At 55.2% G+C, this 24430-nt stretch carries 20 protein-coding genes; 4 read left to right on the forward strand and 16 right to left on the reverse strand.

Annotation, left to right across the window (positions count from 1 at the left end; all coding sequences use genetic code 11):
- Positions 1-21: 21 nt before the first annotated feature.
- Complete coding sequence (locus tag ACFOUO_RS03155; protein WP_380702070.1) at positions 22-1101, forward strand: SIS domain-containing protein; 1080 nt, start codon at positions 22-24, stop codon at positions 1099-1101.
- Complete coding sequence (locus ACFOUO_RS03160) at positions 1082-1933, forward strand: class II fructose-bisphosphate aldolase (RefSeq protein ID WP_380702072.1); 852 nt, start codon at positions 1082-1084, stop codon at positions 1931-1933. Before ACFOUO_RS03155 ends, ACFOUO_RS03160 begins: the two co-directional genes overlap by 20 nt.
- A gap of 346 nt (positions 1934-2279) precedes the next feature.
- Here the strand turns inward: ACFOUO_RS03160 and ACFOUO_RS03165 are convergent, their stop codons facing one another.
- From ACFOUO_RS03165 to ACFOUO_RS03235, 15 genes are all read right to left on the reverse strand, one after another.
- Positions 2280-2645: a hypothetical protein gene (locus ACFOUO_RS03165; RefSeq protein ID WP_380702074.1), complete on the reverse strand. Its 366-nt coding sequence runs from the start codon at positions 2643-2645 to the stop codon at positions 2280-2282.
- A gap of 113 nt (positions 2646-2758) precedes the next feature.
- Entirely contained in the window at positions 2759-4321 is a 1563-nt protein-coding gene (locus ACFOUO_RS03170) for an extracellular solute-binding protein (protein ID WP_380702076.1), read from the reverse strand.
- Positions 4318-5601, reverse strand: a complete 1284-nt coding sequence (locus ACFOUO_RS03175; RefSeq protein ID WP_380702078.1) for a Gfo/Idh/MocA family protein — start codon at positions 5599-5601, stop codon at positions 4318-4320. Before ACFOUO_RS03175 ends, ACFOUO_RS03170 begins: the two co-directional genes overlap by 4 nt.
- 15 nt (positions 5602-5616) lie before the next feature.
- Positions 5617-6492: a carbohydrate ABC transporter permease gene (locus tag ACFOUO_RS03180; protein WP_380702080.1), complete on the reverse strand. Its 876-nt coding sequence runs from the start codon at positions 6490-6492 to the stop codon at positions 5617-5619.
- A gap of 24 nt (positions 6493-6516) precedes the next feature.
- Positions 6517-7500 carry an ABC transporter permease gene (locus ACFOUO_RS03185; protein WP_380702082.1) on the reverse strand — a complete coding sequence of 328 codons (984 nt, stop codon included), beginning with the start codon at positions 7498-7500 and terminating at the stop codon, positions 6517-6519.
- The gene (locus tag ACFOUO_RS03190) at positions 7406-8437 is read right to left on the reverse strand and encodes an ROK family protein (RefSeq protein ID WP_380702084.1); all 1032 of its coding nucleotides are present in this window, start codon (positions 8435-8437) and stop codon (positions 7406-7408) included. The genes ACFOUO_RS03185 and ACFOUO_RS03190 overlap by 95 nt, the downstream gene beginning before the upstream one ends.
- A complete protein-coding gene (locus ACFOUO_RS03195; RefSeq protein ID WP_380702086.1) occupies positions 8434-9075 on the reverse strand; it encodes a YesL family protein in 642 nt (213 codons plus the stop codon). Before ACFOUO_RS03195 ends, ACFOUO_RS03190 begins: the two co-directional genes overlap by 4 nt.
- A gap of 22 nt (positions 9076-9097) precedes the next feature.
- Entirely contained in the window at positions 9098-10195 is a 1098-nt protein-coding gene (locus ACFOUO_RS03200; RefSeq protein WP_380702088.1) for a dihydrodipicolinate synthase family protein, read from the reverse strand.
- Positions 10195-11211, reverse strand: coding sequence for an NAD-dependent epimerase/dehydratase family protein (locus ACFOUO_RS03205; RefSeq protein WP_380702090.1), 1017 nt, complete (start codon positions 11209-11211; stop codon positions 10195-10197). The genes ACFOUO_RS03200 and ACFOUO_RS03205 overlap by 1 nt, the downstream gene beginning before the upstream one ends.
- Before the next feature lie 31 nt (positions 11212-11242).
- Positions 11243-12805 carry an extracellular solute-binding protein gene (locus tag ACFOUO_RS03210; RefSeq protein WP_380702092.1) on the reverse strand — a complete coding sequence of 521 codons (1563 nt, stop codon included), beginning with the start codon at positions 12803-12805 and terminating at the stop codon, positions 11243-11245.
- A 109-nt stretch (positions 12806-12914) separates the two neighbouring features.
- Positions 12915-14804 (reverse strand): beta-N-acetylhexosaminidase, encoded by a 1890-nt coding sequence (locus ACFOUO_RS03215; RefSeq protein WP_380702094.1) that lies wholly within the window; start codon positions 14802-14804, stop codon positions 12915-12917.
- A 15-nt stretch (positions 14805-14819) separates the two neighbouring features.
- A complete protein-coding gene (locus ACFOUO_RS03220) occupies positions 14820-16031 on the reverse strand; it encodes a DegT/DnrJ/EryC1/StrS family aminotransferase (RefSeq protein WP_380702096.1) in 1212 nt (403 codons plus the stop codon).
- Between the two features lie 70 nt (positions 16032-16101).
- A complete protein-coding gene (locus tag ACFOUO_RS03225) occupies positions 16102-17346 on the reverse strand; it encodes a DegT/DnrJ/EryC1/StrS family aminotransferase (protein ID WP_380702098.1) in 1245 nt (414 codons plus the stop codon).
- Positions 17343-19031, reverse strand: coding sequence for a hypothetical protein (locus ACFOUO_RS03230; RefSeq protein WP_380702100.1), 1689 nt, complete (start codon positions 19029-19031; stop codon positions 17343-17345). The genes ACFOUO_RS03225 and ACFOUO_RS03230 overlap by 4 nt, the downstream gene beginning before the upstream one ends.
- Positions 19028-19954, reverse strand: coding sequence for a Gfo/Idh/MocA family protein (locus ACFOUO_RS03235; RefSeq protein ID WP_380702102.1), 927 nt, complete (start codon positions 19952-19954; stop codon positions 19028-19030). The genes ACFOUO_RS03230 and ACFOUO_RS03235 overlap by 4 nt, the downstream gene beginning before the upstream one ends.
- Before the next feature lie 186 nt (positions 19955-20140).
- Here ACFOUO_RS03235 and ACFOUO_RS03240 point away from each other — a divergent pair, with 186 nt between their 5' ends.
- Complete coding sequence (locus ACFOUO_RS03240; RefSeq protein ID WP_380702104.1) at positions 20141-21511, forward strand: hypothetical protein; 1371 nt, start codon at positions 20141-20143, stop codon at positions 21509-21511.
- 68 nt (positions 21512-21579) lie between these two features.
- On the opposite strand, the gene ACFOUO_RS03245 is transcribed toward ACFOUO_RS03240, so the two are convergent.
- Positions 21580-22707 (reverse strand): mandelate racemase/muconate lactonizing enzyme family protein, encoded by a 1128-nt coding sequence (locus tag ACFOUO_RS03245; protein ID WP_380702105.1) that lies wholly within the window; start codon positions 22705-22707, stop codon positions 21580-21582.
- Between the two features lie 285 nt (positions 22708-22992).
- Here ACFOUO_RS03245 and ACFOUO_RS03250 point away from each other — a divergent pair, with 285 nt between their 5' ends.
- A complete protein-coding gene (locus ACFOUO_RS03250; RefSeq protein WP_380702107.1) occupies positions 22993-24429 on the forward strand; it encodes an alanine/glycine:cation symporter family protein in 1437 nt (478 codons plus the stop codon).
- Position 24430: the final 1 nt, after the last annotated feature.

The following is a 24430-nucleotide window of genomic DNA, read 5'->3' on the forward strand; positions in this document are numbered from 1 at the left end:
TTGAATACCGGGAGGGATTTGATGACTGGGACCTATACAGAACGGGAAATCCGGCGCCAACCGGAGCTGTGGCACCAAACAATCGCCCTGGTCAAGGAAAAGCGGGAATGGATCCGGGAGCAGTTCCTCGATGCGAGTCCAGAAGAGATCCTCTTTACCGGATGCGGCACCTCTTATTACCTATCGATTGCCGCCGCGGCGATCTTCGCCGAAAAAACGGGGTTTCCCGCTAAAGCTGTCCCCGCCTCCGACCTGTACTTAAAGCCGACCTCCGTCCTCAGCCCTCGCCGCCGCACCTGGGTAATCGGTTCTTCTCGCTCCGGTAACACCACGGAGCTGGTGCGAGCCCTTCAGACGGCAGAGCGTCAATTCGCTGTCCCTTGCCTTGGGGTAACCGGCAATCCGGAAAGCGAACTCGCCCGCCAAACGACGACTCTCCTCCTTCCTCACATTCAAGAAAAAAGTGTTGTCATGACAGGTTCCTTCACCAACCTCCTCCTTTCTCTCCAAATAATCACCGCTTTCATCGCAGAAGACGAACGTTTCCTCGAAGAACTGAAACACCTTGCTGACCTCGGTGATCAGATCCTTGCCAAATCGGAGGAATGGGGACGTTTGCTGGGGGAAGACCGAACCCGGGATCGCACCGTTTACCTCGGTCTGGGTGCCAACTTCGGCCTCGCCTGTGAAGGGATGCTCAAGTTAAAGGAAATGACCCAAGAGGTTAGTGAGGCATTTAACCCCATGGAGTTCCGCCACGGACCTATTTCCATCCTGGATGAGAGATGGCGGGTGGTTCTTGTGAGCGATCGTTCGCTTACCTCCTTTGAAGAAACGCTTGTCAGGGAACTAAAGGAGACTGGGGCCGAAATCTGCGCGATTGGGGACGGGGTAGCAACTCTCGGCGCAGACCGGCCCCTGGATCTGAGCTCGGGCCTCTCCGATGCTGCCCGGGCCGCCCTCACTGTTCCCGCGCTCCAATGGATGGCCTTTTATCGAACCTACCAAATGGGGCTTAACCCGGATCGCCCCCGCAACCTGAATCCGGTAGTTCTACTAAAAGATCGGGGGGGAAAAAGTAATGGCCCTCCTATCGACTAAAGGGCTTTTGGAGACGGCCTACCGGAACCGGAGCGCCGTCTTTGCCTTTGCTTCCCACAACATGGAGTTGATGAAGACCATCGTCGAGGCGGCCGAAGAAACCGGAAGCCCTGTCATTCTCCAGACTACTCCAGCGACCTTGCGTTCAACGAAGGTTAAGCTGTTGGCCGCCATGGCAAGGGCCATTGCGGAGGAGGCCCGGATTCCAGTCGCCCTGCACCTGGACCATGGTGACTCTTTCGCAACCGTCGCTCAATGCCTTCGAGCAGGGTACACTTCTGTGATGATCGATGGTTCCCGCCTCCCCCTGAAAGAAAATATCGCTCTCACCCGCCGGGTCGTGGAGATGGCCCACCCCATGGGTGTACCCGTAGAAGCGGAGCTAGGAACCATTGTCGGTACGGAAGAACCCTCGGCAGCCGTGGACGGGCAGGCTGTCTTTACCGACCCCGCGACGGCGGAGACCTTCGTCTCCCACACAGGAGTCGACTTTCTCGCCCCTTCCTTCGGTACGGCCCACGGCCCTTATAAAGGGGAGATTCGTCTCGACTTTCCACGCCTAGCGGAGATCTCTCGTAGGGTAAGCATCCCGCTGGTAATGCATGGAGCTTCCGGTGTCCCTGAGAACAGCATCCAACTGGCGATCGCCAATGGAGTCAGTAAGATCAACATCTCCACCGAATTAAAACAAGCCTTCACCCAAGGACTAAGGGACACCCTCGAGGAAAATCCCTCCGAAACCGATCCCCGCAAGCTGTTCCAATCGGCCAAGGAAGCAGTAAAACAGGTGGTCAAGCAAAAATTAAACCTGGCCCGGCCCATCCCGGGATAAGTCTCTAATATCCTCTGACAAGCACCAGGATCTTGATTTGAAATCCGTACGCGATGAGCGGGACCGCTAAAAAGACCACTCCCAAAAAAGGGTTCCTTGCTATGAACCGGTACGAAGAATTTTGTTAAGAGACATGTACCTTTCCCATCTCGGTGGAATCGAAGTCGACGGGATAAAAAAAGTTCGGTATCCTATTTAAAATTCCACCAAATGTAGTATTGAATTGTTTTGTGGTTGTGCTTATACTGGACCTAGCTTTTCATTTACATATTTTTAAAGGAGGGGCTCTTCTTGGCTATCGCTATCGGCATCCTGAAGGTCATCGGTTATGTAGCACCTGCCGTCGTCACACTCCTGCAACTGTTCGCCTGATCCTCACCCCACTTTTTCCTGTTAGGAGGTGCTTTCTTTGGCTATCGCAATCGGTATCCTGAAGTTCATCGGTTATGTAGCGCCTGCCGTCGTCACCATTCTGCAACTCTTCGCCTAATCCTCGGGCCCATTTTCCTGTCAGGAGGTGCTTTCTTTGGCTATCGCAATCGGTATCCTGAAGTTCATCGGCTATGTAGCGCCTGCCGTCGTCACCATTCTGCAACTCTTCGCCTGATCCTCGACCCATTCTTTCGGTTAGGAGGTGTTTCTTTTGGAAATCGCCATCGGTGTTCTGCAATTTATCGGTAAAGTAGCTCCCGCTGTTGCTGAACTTCTGCAACTGTTCTCCTGAATCCCTTGATATTTTTACATTAAAACCCCGGCCAGTCTCTCGTTGACTGCCGGGGCTTTTGGTATTCCTTCTACCGGTTTATGACCCTCCCGTGCTTTTTCTCATTGCCACTTCGGACGGATGTGCTTCTTCTTCATCTCTCGGTTTACCTCATCGATGATTTCCTTCCCTCCCGCTTTCAGCCACTGGTTGACGGTTTGATCCCAGTCAGAGAGGGGGCGGTCCCCCGTAACCATCCGGGCCTGCTCATTGAGGAGTTTCTTCTGAAGCTCCAAACCTTTCCGGGCTTGGGTCGGAGAATAGACCTGGTAAATCGGATTGATGTAGTGTTTGGTCTCCGTATGCATCGTTTCCAAGTCTTCGGCTAGCTGCCTATAGGCCTTATGCTTGTAGGTTTTGGCATATTGGTTGGACTCATCGGTCGGCGCCCACATCTTGTTGTCGATCAGGTAATGCCAGGGAGAAAGACCCTTGACTCCCTGAGAGAGAACAGGATAACCCTGCACCATCTCATAACCCTCCCCTTCCTTCCCGTAAAGCCAATCGAACTCCTTGTTTTGCGGGTTTCGTTTGTCCAGAGGATAGAAGGTGCGGCCATAGTCGATGATCTCCAGGATGCGACGCACTTTACCTGGATGATCAGACAGCTTTGCCGACAAGGCGGTAGCGGTGTAATACCCGGAGCCTGCCGTGTATCCCTTGCTCCCATCAGGGGCTACAAAGGGAGGAATCGGGGCTAACTCCGCTCCAGGATGGATGCGGGACAAAGCCTCCATATTTTCTTCGGTCATTTCCACCGGGCCACGGACGATCATCCCTGCTTTACCGGCATAAAATTCCTTCCCATTGGCTTCGTTTGGATTCGTGAGAACAAAGTCACTGTTCACAGCTCCCTTTTTATATAGATCAGCGTACAGCCGGATCATCCCTTTTCGTTCTTCCGTAATAATGCCGGGAACCACTTGTCCTTTCGCGTTCGTATGATACCAGGCCCCCATGTCCCAGTAGGCGCCGAAGTGATAGTTCGGCCAGAGGTTCTCCCCGAGGACCATGCCGTAAGTATCGTCCTTGCCGTTTCCATCCGGATCCTGCTCTGTGAATGCAAGGGCCACCTCCTTCAGTTCTTCGTGGCTCTTCGGAATCTCGAGGCCCAACCGATCCAGCCAGTCTTTGCGAATGATCGGGGTGTTAAGGTATTTCGGGGGGAAATACTTGGGGATCGCCATGATTTTCCCGTCGATAGAAACCGCATTCCACACTTCCTTGGGAACTTTTTTCAAGGTGGGGTACTCATCGATGTAATCGTTGAGAGGTAAAAAAGCCCCCTGTTCCGCCCATTTAAAGAAATTGGACCGGTCGTTGCTCATTTCAAAACCGATCACGTCAGGAATGTCTCCGGAAGCGACTTGAGTCGCCACTTTTTCCGTATAATCCGTATACACCCCGTAAGTCCGTTTATACTTCACATGAAACTTCTCCTCGATCATCTTAACGCCTTTCCCGTCCTTGGGCGGGATGTCGTCATACAGAAAATCGAGGGAGGTGATCGTATAGGTTTTCTCCTGATCATCCGTCTGTCCTGTTCCGTCGGCTGAACAGGACATCAGTACGAACACGAGCCCTCCAGAAACGATCCAAGCGATCGCTTTCCGCATCTTCTTCATACACTCGGCCCCCTAACCTCTTTACTCCCCCGCCCATACAACTCCCTGATCGGTACTGGCATCCCACCTCTCAGGCGGGATTCTTCCGCGGCAAAAGCCATCAGATGGCTCATGACAGAATCGGAGGCGGAAGTGAGAGCGGCATCGGCGCTTCCCTGACGAACATCTCGGACAAAGCGACGAATCAACCCTTCATCCCCACCCCCGTGACCACCAAGGCCGCTATCCGTGCGAATCACGGTCTCATCGCCAGTCAGAAAATCATAGACGGAAAAGGACTGCTCCACCATGCTTCCTCGGATCTCTCCACGGGTGCCCATGACCTGGATGATGCGAGTGTTGTCCCGGGTAAATCCACACATGCTGAAAACAGCAGTCACTCCACCTTCAAACTCGAGGTTGACCGTCTGATGGTCTACTATGTCATTGTCCGAATGGTAGACACACCTTCCATAAGGGCCGGTTTGTAAGGCGTGAAGAATCCCCTCCCGTGAGAGATCTCCAGTGAACTTACCCGCCCATGCCTTTCCTTTGCCTAAATAGAACCGAGGGGCCGACCAAGGGCACTCCGCTTCCGCCATACAGCCGTCCAGGCAGCGGTCGGTAGCTCCCTTAGGCGCTTTTTCTTCCCGGAAATGCAGGAGGGAACCAAAAGAGGAAACCCGAAGGCAAGGTTTACCGACGAGCCAGGCTAATAGATCCATGTCATGGCAAGACTTAGCCAGGATCATTGGGCTGGAACGCTGAGAGTGATTCCAGTTTCCCCGGACAAAACTATGGGCCATATGATGGAATTCCACATTTTCATTTAATTGAATGGAGACGATATCCCCAATGGCCCCCGAATCGATCACTGCCTTCATTCGGGTCCAGAAAGGGGTATAGCGAAGAACGTGACCAATTACGAGGAGACGCCCCCGCTCACGGGCGGCCTCTTCCATAGCGATACATTCCGCCGGGTCCGGGGACATCGGTTTTTCCAATAAGACATGATAACCTCGTTCCAAGGCTTTCATCGTCGGTTGATAATGCATCCGGTCCTGGGTGCAGATCAAGGCGGCATCTGCCAGCCGAGAGTGTTGCAGAAATTCTTCCCACTTGGAATACGCCCGATCCTGCGGAATGCCATACTCTTGGACCATGTAGTTTCTCCGGTCTTCCTGCGGTTCAGCTACGGCTACAATCGCCAACTCATGGGGAAAATCCCGGGCATAGGGGGAGTAGGCATGCGCTCCTCGATCTCCCGCCCCCACGACCACGGCTGTTACCGGCTTTTTCATCGAATCCCTCCCTTCTCATTCCTTTACTGAGCCCAACATCACACCTTTGACGAAATATTTCTGCAAAAAGGGATAGATAAAAAGAATCGGCAGGGTGGTTAACAGAATAGCCGCCATCTGAACGGTCTCCGGAGGTGGCGGGTTGTGAATCATCTGCTGCCCTCCCTGCAGGGCAGCTTTGGGTTCGTTGACAATCACAATCTGGCGTAGTACGACTTGTAACGGCCATTTGGCGGGATCGTTCACATACAAAATGGCGGAAAAATAATTGTTCCAGTGGCCGACTGCGTAAAAGAGGCTGAAAGCAGCCAAAGCCGGTTTGGAAAGAGGAAGGATGATCCGCCAAAAAATCTGCAGGTGGTTGGCCCCGTCGAGGATCGCCGCCTCATGAAGCTCCTCCGGGATACGAAGGAAAAATTGTCGCATCACGATCAGGTTGAATGGGCTGATCGCTACTGGAAGAATCAGGGACCAAATGGAATCGAGGAGACCCGTCGCTTTGACGACCATATAGGTGGGAATCAACCCCGCACTGAACAGAAGTGTGAAAACAACTAGAAACAATAGGATTCGCCGTCCGTAAATCGGTCGGGACAATCCATAGGCCATGGTAGCGGTAAAGGCGAGGTTGACCAGCGTACCGAGGACCGTCACCAGCACGGTGACGAAGAAAGAGCGAATAAATGGTTCCGATCCGAGGATATATCGATAAGCATCGGTGACCCACGTTTCCGGCCACAGAAGGAGATCGTTCCGGATTACATCCTCTAGACTCGAAAAGGAAACCGCAAAAATGTAAAAGAAAGGAAAGACCATCGACCCGGCCACTACGAGTAAAACTGCGGCATTCAACCGGTCAATGAAGCGCCCAGCCCTCGTTCGGTGAAGCATGGAGAAGCCTCCTTCCTTGAAAGGTTAATAGATTCCACCCTCGCCGAACTTTTTGGCCATCCGGTTGGCAATCACCACTAACACCAGTCCGATCACTCCCTTGAAGAGGCCAACAGCCGTAGCGAAACTGACATCCCCCTGCTCGATCCCCTTAAAATAAACGAAGGTATCCAGAACATTCCCCGTCTCCATATTGAAGGGGTTGAGCATGAGGAAGATCTGTTCGAAGCCGGTATCCATCACCGATCCAAGACGCAGGATAAGGAGGATGATGATGGTGTTGCGGATTGCGGGGAGCGTGATGTACCGGATTTGCTGCCATCGATTGGCCCCATCGATGACCGCCGCTTCATAGAGTTGTGGATTCACCCCGGCGAGGGCTGCCAAAATGATGATCGTTCCCCACCCGGCCTCCTTCCAGATCACCTGGAACACGATCAAGGGCTTAAACCAGCCAGGGTCGGTCAGAAAAGAAACCGGCCTTATCCCAAAGAGGGAGCCGAGAAGATTGTTGAACAATCCGTCTTCTTTGAGAAAGAGGACGAAGACACCGACTACCACCACCCAGGACAAAAAATGGGGCAGATAGACCAGTGACTGAATCGTCCGTTTGTACAGGGTACTCCTTACCTCGTTGATCATAAGTGCGAGGATGATCGGAAGCGGGAAGGCGAACAGGATCTGATAGAAAGAAATCTCCAAGGTATTAAGGATGACTCGCAAGGCTTCCGGATCGTGAAACATCGTCTCAAAATGCTTTAATCCCACCCAGGGACTGTTAAAGAAGCCCAGGAAAGGACTGTAGTCCTGGAAGGAAAGCAGGAGACCCGCCATCGGCAGATATTTATAGATTAAAAAATATAACAGTCCCGGCAGAATCAAGAGATAGATCCACCGATCCTGGCGAATATGTTTACGAACGTTCCTTTGCACCTCGAAGTTCGGCTTTTTCTGTATCCTCCGTTGTGGAATGCGAGGAATACCGGTAGGTTCCAGCCGATTCGCCATGGTTCTCCCCTCCTCTTCCCTTAGCGTGGGGACTGTCGGGTAGAGCGGAAGATCGCGCTGCTAAAGCCGCTCCGACCAAGCCCGCGTCACCCCCCAGGATGGCTGGAAAAACTCGCTCAGGAAGATCCCTTTGCTCCTTGATTGCCAGTGTGGCCAGGCGGCTTCGGATTTCGTCGAGCAGGAAGGGGTGTCTATGGATCACCCCTCCCCCGATCACCAGACAGTGGGGATCTACTAGGCAAAAGACGGCATACAGCCCCCGGGCCCATTCGTCGAGAATGGGTTCCATAACGGCTGCCGCCCAGGCTTCCTTCTCTCGGTAAGCTTCCACCGTCTCCCGGGTGGTCACTTCTGCTTGCCGCTTTCGGCTGGCCCAGCGGCAGATTGCCGGACCGGCAGCCCGTTCCTCCAGCCTTCCCCCGTTACCGGAGAAGAAGGTTAGCCCTACCTCCCCGGAAAGCCCTGCTCCCCGAATGATCCGTCCTTTCTCTATGATGCAACAGGCAATCCCAGTGCTGATAGTAAAATAGATAAATGACTGGGTCGAATCGGCTCCCCGTATCGCCCATTCCCCCTGAGCCGCCATCACGACGTCGTTGTCCAGTACCATCGGGGCTGGAAAAAAAAGACGAAGCCGGTTCAGTAATGGAAAGTTCCCCCAGGGAAGATTGTTTTGTATGACGGCGATCCCGCGTTCACGATCCACTTTCCCCGGTACTCCTACCCCGATGGCTGCCCTATTCGCCGGGAGCAGATGGGCCGCGTCCATCGCTTCCTGGATGCATTCCACGGTCCGCTTGAACATCGCCTCTCTGTCATCCGGTATACTGGGCATCTCCGCTCTAGAGAGTCGGTTTCCTTTTTCATCGATGACAGCCGCCGCCACTTTGCTGCCCCCGATATCGACACCCATGGTCACTTGACCCGTTTCCTTCAAATTCCTTCCTCCTTTCCCAAAGCAAACCCCCTATTCTCCACGGCACGGAAAGCCCGCAGCGAAACAACCATCCAAAACCAAGCAAAGACACTCCCCCCAAAAAAGGGAATCAAACCGGGAAAAGCCTTGACCCCGTAAATCAACACCGCCGCCCCCCCCAGCATCAGCAACCCCTCTCCTGGCCGAGAAAGTGTAAACAGGAACGGTTGGAAAAGGTACTGCCAGAAGCGAAGATTATAATGGACGAATACCGGAAAGAAGTAAAAAAGGCTGATGCTGAATACAACCGTCACCCCTGCTAGGAGGAGGGCCAACAAGAAATGGAGCCCTCCCTCCACCAAGGTGAGAAGGCGGTAATCCAGCAAGAGGGCAAAGCCCATTAACCCCAACAGAAACCCCAATCCGTTCAACCGCAGGAAATGACGGCGATACTCCAACCAAAAATGTGCGGCCAAAGATCCCCTTTCCCGACCCGTCAGTATAGAACGAACTACGGAAAACATCGCCCCCGTGGCAGGGAAAAGCCCGAATACCCCCAGCCCCGCTACCGTCAGAGCGATCCAGAGCAGGTTAAGCCAACAGAGGCTGACGACTTGCCCGCAAATCCCGTACACTTTTCCCCAACCTCCGGCTTCCATCCCTGTCGCTTCCCCCTCTTCCCTATGGCCTCATCTTCATCGAAGCCTCTGCCTCCTCCAGCCAGCGGTCCCGGTTCGACCGGACGAAATTATCATCGGTCAACTCCGGATACGCCTGCAAAATGCGGTCGATTTCTTCTGCCTGACCCGGTGAGAGATCTTCCGCCGGATCGAGGCACCACCGCCCTGCTAACAGCCCCTGCCGTTGCAGAATTTCATGGATACCGGGAATGCACCCACGAAAGCCGTTGACCGCATCAAAGAGAGCCGCATTGGCCTCTGTCACCCTCGCCCCCCGAGTCCACCACTCCATGGGGACCGAGCCGCCGGATTGTCGGAATGCGCGGATCTCCTTCATCATCTCCACCGCCTTTTTCGTCCAGACCGCCCAATGGCCGAGGAGCCCGCCTACGATCCATTTCTCCACCACGTCACCTTCCACGGCCACCTGAAAAGGAGTGAGCAGATCAGCGACGATATGATCATCATTTCCGGTATAGAGAGCGATTTCCTCCCTTCTCCGGGAGGCACAAACCCCCCGCACCACCTCCAGGGTTCGGTACCGGTCAAAAGGAGCGATTTTCATCGCCATCACACCGGGGATATCGGCCATGCTCCGCCAAAAATCCATGGAGAACAGCCGCCCCCCGACGGCAGGCTGGAGGTAAAAACCAAACACCGGAATCACCTCAGCCACTTGCCCCACCCGGTCGAGAAACGCTTCTTCGGTCCAATCATTCAAGCCGCCCGGGCTAAGGAGCCCCAGATCATATCCGAGGGACGCCGCAAGAACCGCCTCCTTCCTCGCCTGGTCCGACGGGCCGCAGATTCCCGCCACTTTGATAAACCCCTCATCTGCTCCCGCCCGCTCCGCCTCCTCGGCAGCCATCCTCAACACCGTCTCCAGCAGCCCGTGTTCCCGGATATGAAACTGGGTGGTGTGGACTCCAACAGCGATTCCACCTGCCCCCGCTTCCACGTAATAGCGGGTAAGGGCTCGCTGCCTCCTTTCATCCAGCTTGCGATCCCCCGTCAGAACGAGGGGGTGAGCCGGGATGACCGCTCCCTCAAGGAGTGCTTCCCGCACTTTCGGACGGAGACCCACCGCTACCCCTCCCATCAAAAAACCCCCTGCCGTTCTTGAAAACGGGTCGGTTTTTCGAGGACCGTCCCCCCCGCTTCCACCCAGCGGTACGTCCATTCGATCATCTGGCGCAGGGAGACCCTAGGATAACCGAAGAGTTGATGGGCAATAGCAGCGTTACTTAACAAAGCCGTGTCTTTCTCCTGGCCCGTAAAAACCGGTTCCACTCCAAACCGGCTGCCGAATTGACAGGCCAGCCAACGAACAGATACATTCTCCGGGCCGGTCACATTAAGCACCTTCGGCGGGGACTGGCACAAGGTAAGAGACCGAAGGGCCGCTTCGTTCGCATCTCCCTGCCAGATTACGTTGACGCTGCCCATGGAGAGGTCAATCGCTTGCCGTTTTTTCACGGCCAGGGCAATCTCCAACAACACGCCGTAGCGTAAATCAATGGCATAATTGAGGCGGAAATGGAGCATCGGCGTCCCGTTGCGCCGGGAAAAATACTCGAAAATCCGCTCCCGCCCCAGGCAAGACTGGGCGTATTCTCCCACGGGATCCGGGGGGTCATCTTCCGTCTTTCCTCCGAAAACCAGGGGTGTCAGGGAATACAAATTGCCTGTGGAGAAACAGACGATCCGTGATTGTCTGAATTTTTCCGCTACACGACCGGGCAAATAGGCATTCATCGCCCAAGTACCGTGTTCATGACCCAGGGTGCCGAACTTTTTCCCCGCCATGTAGAGAATATTTTTTACATTGGGAAGATTTTGTAGATCCTTTTCTCGCAAGAGGTCAGCGACGATGGTTTCCACACCTGCCTCTTCCAGTTCCCGCCTTACCCTCTCCGAGGAAAAACGGGACACCCCGATCACCCGCTTTCTGGGACGATTTCCGTCCACGGCGTTTTTGGCCAGGCGGGCGAGGCTCGGCCCCATTTTTCCGCCAACTCCAAGAATCATCAGGTCGCCGTCAATCCGGGCGAGGTCTTTCACCAGCCGTTCCGACGGCGCCGCCAACGTGGTTTCCAATTCTTTCACCGTCTCCATTTCGAATCGGTACCTCCTCTGCTGAACACGCTCACTTCCAACCGGGTTCGATCTTCTTTCTCCGCATCTCCTTGTTCACTTCGTCGATCATCTGTTGTCCCCCCGCCTCTAAATACGCATCGACAATTTGGTCCCAGTCGGATAAAGGACGATCTCCCGTGATCATCCGAGCCTGTTCGTTCATCAGCTTCGTGGTGATCTCCCTGCCTTTTTTGGCCAACGTTTCGGAATAGATCTGGTTAACGGGGTTGGCGTAATGGTCGGTTTCCGCATGCATCTTCTCCAGGTCGGCCGCCAGCTTTTTATACAGAGGGCTTTTGTAAGTCTCAGAATAGCGGTTAGCCTCGTCACTCGGGGCCCACATCTTGTTATCCAACAAATAGTGATAGGGGGCTTTGCCTTCCGGTACCGGAGAAGGCACCGCATGACCGTCGACCAGGGTATATCCTTTCCCTTCCCCGCCGTATAACCAGTCGAAGTCTTTCGTTCGCGCGTTCCGTTGTTCCAGAGGATAAAAACGACGACCGAAGTCGATGATGTCTAGGATTCGGCGAACCTTCCCCGGATCGTCCGCCAATTTGGCGGAGAGGGCATTCGCCGTGTAGTAACCGGCTCCTGAGGTATATCCCCGGCTGCCGTCTGGTGCCTTAAAGGGCGGGATCGCGGCCAGCTCTGCCTTGGGGTGAATCTTCACAAGTGCGTCCGCATAGGTCTCGTTCATCCCCCTCGGCCCGCCAACCATGATCCCCGCCTTACCGGCGTAGAATTCTTTGGTGTTGGCTTCGTTGGGATTGAGCAGGACAAAATCCTTGGGTAGCGCTTCCTCCTTGTACAGCTTAGCCATGAAGGCCACCCATTGTTTGCGCGGTTCAGCGATGACTCCGGGGATGAACTCCCCTTTGTTATTCTTGTGGTACCATGCGTCAGGGTTCCAATAGGTACCGAAATGATAGTTGGGCCACAAACCCTCACCGAGAACCATGCCATAGGTGTCATCCTTGCCGTTTCCGTCCGGATCCTTCTTCGTAAAAGCGATAGCTACCTTCTTTAGCTCTTCATAGGTGGTCGGCATTTCAAGCCCCAGGCGATCCAGCCAATCCTTCCGGATAATCGGGGTCAAGAGGTAGTTTTTCGGGTAGTACTTGGGAATACCGACGATCTTTCCATTGATGGTAAAAGCATTCCACACCTCTTTGGGAACCTTTTTTAGCGTGGGATAGTCGTCGATGTAATCGTTCAGGGGAAGAAAAGCCCCCTGCTCTGCCCACTTGTAAAAGTTGGCCTTATCCATCTCCATCTCAAATCCAATCACGTCGGGAATGTCCCCGGAAGCTACCTGGGTAGCCACTTTCTCTGGGTATTCCGTGTACACCCCGTAAGTCCGTTTGTAATTAACGCGGAATTTCTTCTCGATCATCTTTACCCCTTCACCGTCTTTGGGCGGGAAATCCGCATACAAAAAATCCAGGGATGTAATCGAGTACGTTTTATTCCTGTCCTCTGTCTGCCCTGCTTCCTTGTCCGAACAGGCGGTGATCCCCCCTACCAAGCTGAAAATGACCAGCCAAGCTCCCACTTTGCGAACCCGTTTCATCTTAACCCCTCCTTTTGGTCCTACATTCAGGCCTGCGGCTTTTTCCTGACATGGGAGCCATCGCTCCGTTCGACGCCCGATCCATCCGAACCGTTTATTCACAGCGCCTTTACCGGAACCCCATCACCGACGGGCTGGCGATCCGAGAATAGAGGTTGGCTTTTCCCACCCCCTCCGAAGGCTGGTGGCTGTCGAAAAAGAGGCGTTTCTCCTCCAGCTCCTCGATCCTTTGGACCTCTCCTTTCAGATAACCTACCAGCCGGCTCCCGGTCGACTCCAAACGAGTCAGCAGGCCCCCGTACCGAATATCCAGCACCTCCCACCCGAAGGGTTTCATGGTCTCTAACCACTGTGCGCGGTGGGCATGTCGAAGGGATTCTACTCGACGGTAAAGCTCCGGAATCTCCTCTTCGGCAAGCCGACCCAGCGTTTCCCGATCTCCTGCTTCGTAAGCTTTTTTCAAGCGAATCCCCAAATCCCCTTTCAAGATGAGGGTTTCAGCGAGACGAAGGGGTGTCTCAAAGAGGAAACGCCACGTTCCCGACCTTTCAAGGCACCTCTCGAGATCCCGGCTCAGATTGCTGTAGTAGGAAGCGACGGGGATTCCCTCTACATGGCGGTCGAAAAGGCCAAGAAGCGGATCCTGCCACAACAGAAATTTTGTCGGATTGTCCGGAGTGAGATCCTCTCGATTTGCTCCAGGGAGAAGATCGAAGCGACCAAGGGTGAGGAAGTCCTCCGCCTCCGCCCCGACACAGAGGGCAAACCGGCGGTACAACTGATCCCGGTCCACCCGATCGGCATAGCCATGCTCCGCGAAGAACTGCAGGCCCAAAAGCCCCGACAGCATATTGGTCTCCGCCCCGTCATCCCCCCACAGCGTGGCAAACACTTCCCGGATGCCCGTCTCTTTACAGGCAGTTAGCGCGGCGTCTGTCGTACGAAAGCTCTTATCATAGTTGATGGCTGGCCCGTTCCAGGTCCAAACACCGCCAGCGAAGACAGGGTCTGAACCGAATCGGCGGTGCATGGCGATAAACTGCCGGTAAAAATCCGGGTCCGTGTGATAGTAGTCCCAGTAAACAAAACGAACATCCTGTGGCACCCGACGGATCGCTTCTTCCGGGATTTCCGTTTCCAAGTCATAGTAGGCGTGGTCCCGGGACCCGAGGCGGAAGAACATATCACTCCAGATCATCGGTTGAAGCCCTTTTTCTCGAGTGATTGTCAGAACCTCTTGTAGGTGCTCCGACATGATGTCGAAAGGACGACGATACCCATGCCGATCCAAATACCTCCCCCTCCCCAGGGCGAAGGCTTCATCCATCCCGATATGGATGCGACGGGTAGAAAAAGCAGACGCTACGGCATCTACCATCTTTTCGATGAGGGAATGAGTTTCTTTCGAACCCGCCAACAAGACGTCCTCGGTGTCCCGTACCCCATCAGCCGCTTTCCATTGCAGAAAAGACGCCAGATGGGCCAAGGTCTGAATACAGGGGATCAACTCGATACCGAATCGGGCCGCATAAGCGTCCAACGAGCGGATTTCATCCTGTGCATACCGCCCCCGCAGGTAACCGAAGTAAGGAACCTTCGGCACCTCATACGTATCTTCCGTGTAAAGCATCAGCATATTGAGCCCCATCAGGGCCATTCGCCTCATCACCATCCGGATGGTCTCCGGTCGCAGTACGGCGTTGCGGGAGCAGTCAAACATAGCCCCGTTCATGGTAAAGCGGGGCACCTCCTCGACCCGTCCCTCCTCTCCCTGGCGCAGCTTCTCCATCAACAGGCCCAATCCCCGGAAGAAATGGATCTTTTCCTTGAACCGGATCGTGGCGCGTCCCTTTTCCACCGATACCTCCAGCCGATACCTCCCAGTCTTTTCCACTGTGACGGAAACGCCTTGCTCATCCCGGATGATTCCCAATTCCGGGCACAACTCCGCCAGTCCCTCTTCCAAATCGGAAATCGACCCCTCGAATCGTAGCTTCATCTTGCTCCTCCTTTATCACCGATACCAAGCCGCTACCTTTTCCACCGCTCGTGCCACGTCCCGGATCCCTTGTCCATCAGTCAGGAGAATAGGCTGTTTCAGCCACATGACCTGCCTGTCCGCCAATTCCTCTGCTACCGGGCAAGATTGCAGCCGATCCTCCCCGGCCCAGTCCCGGATCGAACGCAGGACAGAGGGGTTTCGGTTGAGAGGAGGGTATCCGGGAACGACCGGGACCCCCTCCGCCTGCACGGCCCGGATGAATTTCGACAGGGATGCCTTTCTCATCCGATCGGGAGACAAGCAGAACATATAGAGGTGGTAGGCATGGCGGGTCACCCGCGGATCGCGCCGAATGAGGCGGATTCCTTCCACCTTCCCGAGAAGCTCCTCGAGAAGGGCAGCATTTTTCTCGCGCAGGTGAAGCTGCTCTTTCAAACGGTCTAGCTGGGCTAGAAGAATGGACGCCTGAAACTCTGTCATACGCAGGTTCCATCCAATTCTCTCATGCTGATACCAGCCACCGCCCCGTACCCGGCCCACATTGGCCAGGGACCAAGCTCGGTCGATCCGTTCCCGGTCGTTAGACAGAATGATGCCACCTTCACCGGCGGTCATATTCTTACTTGACTGGAAACTGAAAATCCCCAAATGACCCAAGGCACCGACTCCTTTTCCCTCCCATTGGGCGCCGTGGGCTTGGGCGGCATCTTCGATCAGGGCCAGGCCGTAAGAATCAGCCAAATCCTTAAGGCGGGTCATATCCGCCACAGCTCCAGCGATATGAACGGCGATGATCGCCTTCGTTCGGGGAGTGATCGCTGATTCTACTTTGTCCGGGTCCAGAAGCAGGGTCTCCTCCTCTACGTCGACAAACACAGGGATCGCCCCGAAGAGAAGCGGGGCCGACGCTGTAGCGATAAAGGTGTAAGGGGGCATAATTACTTCATCCCCAGTCTTTACCCCCGCTGCCTGGAGAGCGACCAAGATCGCCATCGTCCCATTGACGAGGGTCACCCCATAAGCCGCATCATGGAAGCGGGCAAACCGCTCCTCCAGTTCTTCGATCACCGGACGTTCCCCCGTCCTCCGCTCCCCTGTCCCGCCCCATTTTCCCGAGTACAGGGCGGCTGTCAGTTGCCGCTGTTCCTCTACGCCAAAAACGGGCCAATCAGGATAGGGTGCTTTCCGCACCGGCGGGCCCCCGTGAATCGCCAAGGGCTCCATAGAACCCCTCCCCTGCGGTTGATCGGCTCTATCGATATCAAGCCAGTTAGATATCTCTTCTATTGCCGCTTTATTCAGCGATGAAATGCCGAGCCACTTTTCGGACAGCGGCTACCATCTGATCGATGTCCTCGTCGGTAAAAAATTCGCTGATAGGCAGCCGGATCGAATCAGCCAGGATCGCTTCCGCTTCGGGGCAAAGTCCATCCGCATAGGAAACCTCGGACAAGCTGAAGGGAAACGAACTCCCTGGATAAGCCTGTTTCTTTTGGAATAAATCCTGTTTGTAAAGGACACGGGGAATGTAGCCCGGCGCACAGGGAATCCCCTCCGCTTGCAAAGCAGCGGAAAAGGTGTCCCGGGAACAAGTGAAGCGTCCGGTCTCCAAGCGAAACAGATAAAACCACCAAGTGGATTCCCCTCCTTCTGGAACCTGGGGTACCCGGAGCCCGGGAATCTCCCGAAGCCCATCCGTCAGCCGCTCTCCATGCTCCCGGCGGCGACGACAGATTCCCGGCAACTTCTCCAATTGGGCGATTCCCACTGCACCCTGTAGCTCGGTCATGCGGTAGTTCGGGGCCAGCGTGGAGAGATCTCGAAAAACCTCTCCGGCCAAACGTTGGTAGTTCTTGTCAGCGAATGCGTGAACCGCGCGGTAATCCGCCTCATCCCCTGAATTGACCGCCACGATTCCGCCGTCTCCCGTCGAGATGTGTTTAAAATCATTGGTGCTGAAACAACCATAGTCCCCCATCGTTCCGACGAGCCGACCCCGGTAACGCGCCTGCCAGCTCTGGGCGCAATCTTCGATGACTTTGAGGCCATTTTGCTTTGCCAGTTGCAAGATCGGATCCATGTTCGCCGGTGTTCCGGCAAGGTGAACAACTAGGATGGCCTTCGTTCGGGGTGTGATCCGTTTCGCTACGGAGGCGGGGTCCAGGTTGTAAGTCCGAGGGTCCAGGTCAGCGAAAACAGGAACGGCATTTTGGTACAGGATCCCGATCACCGTTCCTTGATCGGTAATCGGACTGGTTATCACCTCATCACCGACGCTTACACTCGCCGCTCCCAGCGCGACATGGATCGCCGCCGTTCCTGAAGAGGCGGCGACACTGTGGGAAATGCCGTACAAATGATTAAAACGCTCCAGAAACCCCTTTACTTTGGTTCCGGCATGATAGAAGAGCGTATCCTGTTCCAAAGCCTCCAGTACTTCCCGTGCTTCCTCCAACCCAAACCGCCTGCCTGTACCAAAGGGTGTTCCTTTGATCGGTGTCCCGCCGTGAATCGCCAGTCTCTCCGTTTCTGTCTTCACCGTGCTCCCCCCTGTTCCGCCGGTGTGACCCCTGCTGTCAGCATCCATTTACGGACTTGCCCCCTCTTGTTCAATCCCGCCGCTCCTTCCGGAAGGGGAACGCTTAACACCGCTCCTGCCACAGCCCCTTTCACAATCGGTTCTCCTCCTTCACTTACCCCTTGGATCGTCAACCTCCGCCGTCTCCGCTCCCAGTCGTCGATCGCCTCTCCCGTCCAGAAGCCGAACCCGCACCTCTTCGCCTCGCGGACGACCCTCCGAAGAGCGGATCGTACCTTTTCATCCCGATGGAGATGAATGGGATGAAAGAGGAAGTGGGCCACCCCTTGCACCTGTCCCACCCGGTCAAGGAACGGTTCGATAATGCTGCTGTCAGCCCATGAACCAAGGTCAAGATCCTGAGTGAGGAAGCCGATTTCCAATACATCCAGCCGCCGATTTCCTTCCTCGGCCCAAGATAGGGGAAAGTAGGGTCGGCAGGTCCCGAAGAGAAAACCGACGTTTCCCCGCTTGCTGGGCCCCCGGGTCTGATCGCTCCGAATCCCCGCCCTCTCACACCAGGCAAACAACTCCGTCCACCCTTGAAAGCGGGTATAGTGATTTTTGTTGGAGACGACAGAGCTCGATCCAGCCACCTTTCTCAGCCAAGCCAGTTGGCGATGGAATTCTCTTTCTTCCCACTCGCCCCCGTCCCGCTCATACGCATTAAAATGGAAGGCCACCTCATGACCCGCTTCCCTGATGCGGGAATAGAGCTTAGGGGAATACCCCGGTTCCATCATGCACCAGGTGGCAGATACGCCGCACTCGGCCAATAGATCCAGTGTGGTCTCTGCGTGCTCATCTTGATTGCCGTCGCTGTCCAGGGAAATCATGGCGACCCGGTTCGCTTTTTCAGGCCACGGATCGATCCGGGGCAGAGTCAGTCCCCGATCGAGAGCGGCTGTCGTCAAGGAGCGAATGATCTCCTCCCGCCACCAATCTCCATAAGGGATCGCAAAATATTTCTGGCCGGTGGGAGTGACAGCCCGGTCCCATTCCCAATCAAGGGCAAAACCGTCATCCGCTTTCAGGATACCGTCATCCAAGGCACCGGAACCATCGGGAGCCGGTTTCCCGTCCTTTCGGACGGGCCTCGCCCCTTGTTGCAATTGAAGAATCGTGGAAGGAAGATCGACAGCCCAACGGGTGATCCCGCCCCTCCCAAAGGGGAGACGGACTACTGCTGAGCCTACCTTGGGCCCGTCGGGAACCCCGCTATGAAGAGTTCCTCGCACTTCCGACAGCCTTGCCCTCAGGGGGATCCAAGGCACCGCCTCCAGGTAGCGGAGGAGGGGGTGATCCTCCTCGGGGAACCGGGTATAACCTGGACCCTCCACCTTGCCTTCCCTCACTCCCAGGCGAGTTCCCAACCCATCCAGGCCACCGAAAGCGATCACCTCCCCTCCCCGTTCTGCGAAGGAAAGAAGGATATCTTCCGACTCCTTTCCCTCTTGAGTCAATGCCGCCACACAGAGGTCAAAAGGCTCGCTAAAAAGCCCCTCCGGCCCATCCAACCAACAAAAGGGAATGCCCGCATACTCCAGAATTTCACCGATGTACCGCTGAAAGGTGTTCTCCCCCCGTGCCCAACGCCTCTTTGCCACACGGACGTCAAAGAGGACGCCCACCCGGGCCATCCTCATGCCAAGCCCTCCTTCACCCTCTCCAAAGGAACGGGCGACCCTGTTTCCCGGCTCTCATTTGCTTTTTCGATGAATTGCACGATTTCCAGTGTTTCCTGCAAGTCAACAGAAGGCGTTCCCGAGAGGAAGAATGGGATGACCCTTTCCATCAAACCTGCGTACCAGGGTTTCCTTCCTTCGGAGGCGTCCACCCAGCGGGATCCCTCCTTCCCATGGATCATGACACCGAAGTCCATGTTTCCCGTCCGGTTGCCCCGGATCGTCCCGAGCCGTCCATCCTTCCACTCTCCGACAACCAGTTCGTGCTCCTCTTGCCGGAATGCCGTTACCCGGGTGCATCCTTTTCCCATCACGGCATACAACATCTCTACCGTATGAATCCCATACCAGAATAGACCTGGCTGGGTCAGCTCCAGATTGAGGGGGCCGTGACAATCAGCCCCCACCGGAATCCCCGATTGCCGGTCGCAGAGCGCATCCACGAGGGGTTCCGCCCAACGGAGACTGGAAGCGCTCATCAACGGAGTACCGCAACGAGCGGCCAGACGAGCCATCCCGAAGGCGTCTGTGACAGAAAGGGCAAAGGGTTTATCGATAAAGACGGGCTTACGGTAGGAAGCCAACTTTCGGAAAAGGGGAAAGTGAGCACGACCGTCGACAGCAGTCAGCAAGATCGCATCCGCTTCCTCCGCCACCTCTTCACAGGAGGTCACCATACGAACGCCGAATTCCCGCGCCAATTGTTCGGTGTAGGGACCGACTCGGTCCCGGCTGAGCGGGAAATCCGGAGAACCGCCGGGGAAAGCTACCGTCACCTGCGCCCCCGGTACATGGAAGGGATCCCCAGCATCGTTAAGTAAGCGGGTGAAGGCAGGGCAATGGGAGGTGTCCAACCCGACCATTCCGATTTTTAACGGTTCCATCGTGTCCACCCCTTTACAGAAAAATGAAAAAACCTTTACTTTTTCCAATTTTAAGGCCATTATAAGAGTAACATCGTTATAAAGACAAGTCGCTTAACTGTCTTTAAAGCCAAACTCGTCTCACCAACCTTGACACTCCTTGTACTCCACAAGGTCATAGCGACTAGGCAAAGAAGGAGGGATCGGATGGCTGGAAAAATGGTTGTCTCGGGGGGAGGCGGGATTACAATCGGTGTTATCGGACCGTCTGTGCTGGTGAAACGGACAGAAGAGGCGCTAAAGTCTTTCCCCTCGTTCCTTCCTCGCTTGCGCATCTGCCGTGACGGGGAGGAAATCCTGGAGTTGGCAGTGGAGCTGATGCGGGAGTCCGAAGTTTTGTTGTTCTGTGACTATCGTTTATACAAACGGGTAAAGGAGAAGCTTCCCTTTTCCATACCTGTTCACTACGTTCCTCTGATGGGTACCGGCCTCTACCGTTCCCTTTCCCGGCTGAAGCACCGCTACGGATTGTATAGCCTTTCTGTTGATTCCGTTCCGGAAAGTTATGTGGAACAGATGCTTCAGGAATTGGGGGAACGTCCCTCCGAAATCCGATACTTCCCCGGACCTCCCGAGGCGGATGTTGAAAATGTGGTCCATTTCCACAGGGAAAATCGGCAAAAAAACCGGGAAACCGTGGTCATGACCGGTATCCAAGAGGTGGCGGATGCCATAGAGAAAGAGGATATCCCCGGAGAATGGGTGACCCCGACCCAACAAGATTTGATCGTCGCCCTGGAACGAGCCCTTCTTTCCACCGAAACCCGTCGTAACAAAGAATCCCAAATTGTGGTCGGCCTCATCCAGATCGACGGGTATCGACGGTCCTTGGACCGGCTTTCCTCCGATCACGAAGCCCAACGCCTCCAATTGGATCTGCACCGGACCATCCTCGATTATGTCCAGCAATTGGACGGCCACCTTACCAGCCTCGGCGGCGGGGAATATCTTTTTTTCACTACTCGTGGCGTCTTTGAACGGGAAACGCGAGGATATAAATTTATCCCCCTCCTCCAGGATGCCCGAAAGTCTACCGGGTTGGGATTGAGCATCGGTATCGGCTTCGGTCGATCCGCCACGGATGCCGGTAGCCACGCCCGTCTCGCCCTGCGTCAATCGAAGGAATCCGGGGGTAATATCTGCTTCATCGTACGGGAGGATCGCAGCGTGATCGGCCCTGTTGCTATGACCCATCCCGTCATTTACGACTTGTCTGTCACCGATACGGCCCTGTTGCAGGAAGCGGAGAAAGCGGGAATGTCCGCCACCTATATGGGTAAACTGATCGCCCAAATTAATCGCTACGACAAGACGGACTACACCGCTCACGAATTAGCCGCCATCCTAGGTATCACGATCCGCAGTGCCCATCGGATCCTCGTACAGTGGCTGGATGCCGCTCTAGTGGAAATTGTCGGAGAAGAGAAGATTTCAACTAAAGGTCGCCCCCGCCAGATTTACCGGCTCACCTTCGTCGGCCAACCGGGAAGCCGACAGATAAACACCCGGCAAACCTAATCTTTTTGGAAGTTAACGAGCCCCGAAGTCGACTGTTCCCGGCTTCGGGGCTTGTTGATCCTCTCCTTTCATCCATCGTGGCTAACGCCTACCCGCCACCGCTTCAATTTCTCCTGATCTATCCGGCACCCGTGTCCAGGGCCATCAGGGAGAAGGACACGTCCCCCCTCCTCCACCCTTGGCCCATAGGCGAGGGGATCCTCCGCTAGAAAAAAAGGTCCGTTCAGGTCAACCGGGTCATGGATTTCCAAGTATTCGAACAGACAGGCGCTAGCTGTGAAAACAAGCCCAGATTCAGTAAGCCCGCCACCGAGGAGGGAGAGACCGGCTTCCCGTGCGACCTCCCCACACAACCGAGCACCGCGCAGCCCGCCCATTTTGGTCAGCTTGATGACGACGGAATCACACGCTTCCATTCGAATCGCCTGAATCAAATCCCCCGGCGTCCAGATGCTCTCGTCCAGAGCCACAGGAACAGTGGTTTTACGACGGAGAGCAGCATGACCGACCAGGTCATGGGCTGGCAGGGGCTGCTCGAAAACGTCCACCCCGAGGAGCTCCAGCTCCCGAGATAGGCTGACTGCCTGAGCCAGCGTATATCGTTGATTGGCATCCACTCGGAAAAAGAGCCCCGTTGTTTCCGACCGAACCGCTTCCAAAACGGCCAGATCCTGTCCAGGATCAAGGCCGATCTTCACATCTACACCCCGATATCCTTCTTCACGGGCCCGCCTGGCCTGTTCTGCCGCCGCCCCAGGATCGGAAGTGCTGATGAGGGCGGAGAGAGACACTTCCCCTCGGGGTGCGGAGTACCACAGTTCATGAAGACTTTGCTTGGTCCGTCGGCCAATCAGGTCATGAAGAGCGATGTCCACTGCTGCCTTGGCGATCGGCTGGCCGGAACGGATCTCCCCCTCCATCACCTGACAAGCGCCGATTAGATCTTCCGCCTCCCTCTCCTCCAGAAGTGGTGCAAAGTAATCCCGGATGGTCGACACCACCGTCTCCAACGTTTCATAACTCCAGCGGGGGCTGGGCCGTGCTTCTCCCCACCCCTCCTCTCCGTTTTCATCCGTGATCCTCACATAGACATGGGGAGCCCCGGCATCTTTCTCCCCCACTTTCCCCCCGGAGATGGCGAAATCCCCCTTCATCGGCAAGCGGAGGGGAAACACCTCCACCTTGGCAATCCTCACAGGCAAGTCCTCCCTTGTTTCATCCTTCGTTTTCCCTTCCGATTATAGGGGGGAACACGAAGGATGAATACGTCCCTCTTGCGACGAAAATAAGACCTCCTTCACTTTTCAAGGCTGTACGATAGGAAGGATAAACAGAAACCATTGAAAGCATGGAACATTTTTCGTGTGACATTTGCCGTATGAAAACGTTATTATAGAATAGTGATTTTATGTGCCTAAGAGAAAGGACGTAGGACCCTTCTCCTTTTTCCATCTTAGATGATTGACAGAAGAGGTGACCTTATGGAAATTTTGCAAACGATTGTCGGCAACCTCAATGAGTTTCTCTGGACTTATGTCTTGATTATCCTGCTGATTGGCGCGGGACTCTATTTCACGATCCGAGCACGGTTTGTTCAGTTTCGTCTATTCCCGGAGATGGTTCGTCTCCTCGGGGAGGGAGCGACCGCTTCCAGGGATAAGAAAGGCGTCTCATCCTTCCAGGCGTTTTGTATCAGCACTGCCTCCCGTGTCGGAACGGGAAACTTGGCCGGTGTGGCGATAGCCATTTCCCTCGGTGGACCCGGTGCGGTCTTCTGGATGTGGCTGATTGCTCTGATCGGCGCCGGCTCTAGTTTTGTTGAGAGCACACTGGCCCAGATTTACAAAGTGAAAGACGGCGATACCTTCCGGGGCGGACCCGCCTATTATATGGAAAAAGCCCTTGGACAGCGCTGGATGGGGATCCTCTTTTCCATCCTGATTACCCTTTGCTTTGGGCTGGTCTTTAACTCGGTTCAATCCAACACGATCACCTTGGCGTTTCATAACGCATATGGATGGGACCGTGGAATCACGGGAATCGTCCTCGCCCTCGCTTTCGCTGTCATTATCTTCGGCGGGATTAAGCGGATCGCTCGCGCCGCTGAGATGATCGTACCGGTGATGGCCGTCGGCTACATCCTGGTGGCTCTGTATGTGATGACGAAGAATTTCGCCGCCATCCCCGGTGTCTTCAACCTAATCTTTACCGAAGCCTTCGGTACCAAAGCCCTTGTCGGCGGCGGTCTGGGCGCTGCGGTTATGCAAGGAATTAAGCGCGGTCTCTTCTCCAACGAAGCCGGGATGGGGAGTGCCCCCAACGCAGCGGCCACTGCGGACGTGACCCACCCTGCCAAACAAGGACTGATCCAGACCCTGGGCGTTTTCACTGACACGCTCCTGATCTGCAGCTGCACCGCCTTCATGATCCTTCTCTCCGGCCAATATACCGGCAGCGATGATGGGATCCAACTCACCCAAGCGGCTCTCAGCTTTCATGTAGGGGACTGGGCGACCAGCTTCGTCGCCGTGGCCATCCTGCTCTTCGCTTTCAGCTCCCTGATCGGGAATTACTACTACGGCGAAACCAACATTGAATTCATCAACAACCGCAGCAAAGGGGCGATCTTCATCTATCGGCTAGCGGTAGTGGGGATGGTGCTCTTCGGCGCCGTGGCCAAAATCCAGCTGGTTTGGGATCTGGCCGATCTGTTCATGGCTCTTATGGCCATCGTCAACATGGCCGCTATCCTCCTGCTGGGCCGAATTGCCTTCGCCGCTCTCAAGGATTACATCGACCAGAAACGGGAAGGCAAGAACCCCGTCTTCTCCGCTTCCAGCATTCCCGGTTTGAAAAACGTGGAGTGCTGGGGAGACGACAATGAATCCGTCCGAGAAGCCCGCCGGGCCAACGGATAAG

The organism is Salinithrix halophila, from assembly GCF_042650125.1.
Lineage (GTDB): Bacteria > Bacillota > Bacilli > Thermoactinomycetales > DSM-45169 > Salinithrix > Salinithrix halophila.